At 67.8% G+C, this 1,274-nt stretch carries 2 protein-coding genes; both read right to left on the bottom strand.

What is annotated here, in order from left to right:
- A partial coding sequence (locus AC4FWB_RS34260; protein ID WP_491030623.1) for an ABC transporter permease subunit occupies nt 1-283 on the bottom strand: 283 nt, incomplete at its 3' end.
- The coding region (locus AC4FWB_RS34255) for an ABC transporter permease (protein WP_491030622.1) at nt 280-1,274 on the bottom strand (995 nt) is incomplete at its 5' end. The genes AC4FWB_RS34260 and AC4FWB_RS34255, both read right to left, overlap by 4 nt.

The following is a 1,274-nucleotide window of genomic DNA, read 5'->3' as shown; positions in this document are numbered from 1 at the left end:
AATGATCAACCCGCAAGGTGGCGGTCATGACGGCGATCACGACGCCCATGAGAGCGCCGCCGATGATCGCCGCCAGAACGGCAAGCCACAGCGAGCCTGTCATCGTCGCGACGATGTAGGCGGCGAAAGCACCGGTCAGCATCGTGCCTTCCACGCCCATGTTCCAGATGCCGGCGCGCTGCGTGATGAGCTCGCCCATGGCGGAGAAAAGCAGCGGTGTCACCGCACGGATGGTGGCGGCAAGGATGCTGACGACGATCGCTTCCTGGAACAGCTGGCTCATTGGACGGCAACCCTCACCACGCGGTAGCGCGCCAGCACACCGGCGCAGAGAAAGAAGAACAGGGTGATGCCCTGGATGGCGGGCACGAGCGATGCCGGCACGTCGCCGAGCACGCGCATATAGACGGCGCCGCTCGCCAGTCCGCCGAAGAACAGCCCGGCCATGACCGTGCCCAACGGCCTGAGGCCGCCGATCATGCCGACGATGATGCCGGCATAGCCAAGGCCGATCAGGTTGTCGGCGCGCAGCCGATGCGCCACGCCGAACAGCTCGATTGCGCCGGCAAGGGCCGCCAGGGCGCCGCTTGCCATCAGGATGACGGTGACCGTGCGGGCGATGTTGACGCCCTTGTGCCGCAGCGCCTCGGGATTGTAGCCGAGGCCGCGGATCTCGTAGCCAAGCGGCGTGCGCGACACAACAAGCGCGCAAATGGCGGCGGCGAGGAACGGCAACAGCACACCCGCGTGCAGCCGGCTGCTGCCGAACAGCGCCGGCAGGAAGGCTTCGGTGGGCAGCATCGGCGACTGCTGGTAGGAGATGGTGCCGCCGCTCTCGCCCCATGGCCCGCCCTGCAGCAGCCAGGACAGGAGATAGGTGACGAGGTAGTTCAGCATCACCGTCGAGATGATCTCGTTGACGCCGAAGCGGTTCCTGAGCAGCGCGGCCAGCCAGCCAAGCGCCATGCCGGCCGCCATGCCGACGGCGAGCACGCCCGGAAAGAACAACAGCGGCGGCATGCCGGCCAGAAGCTGAGCGCCAAGGTAGCCGCCCATGGCGCCGGCAAAGACCTGCCCCTCCTGGCCGATGCTCCAGAGCTGGGCGCGGAAGGCAATGACGGTGGCAAGGCCGGTGAGGATGATCGGCGTCGCCTTGACCAGCGTGGTGGCGATCGCCTTCGGCGAGCCGACCGCGCCCTGCACGAGCGCCGAAAAAACCTGGCCGACATCGGCGCCGGTGGAGGCGAGCAGCAGCGCCGAAACGGCCAGCCCGG

The sequence above is a fragment of the Mesorhizobium sp. LEGMi-168a genome, from assembly GCF_058312955.1.
Note: the sequence above shows the minus strand (reverse complement) of the source record. Positions and strands in the feature narration are given on the sequence as shown.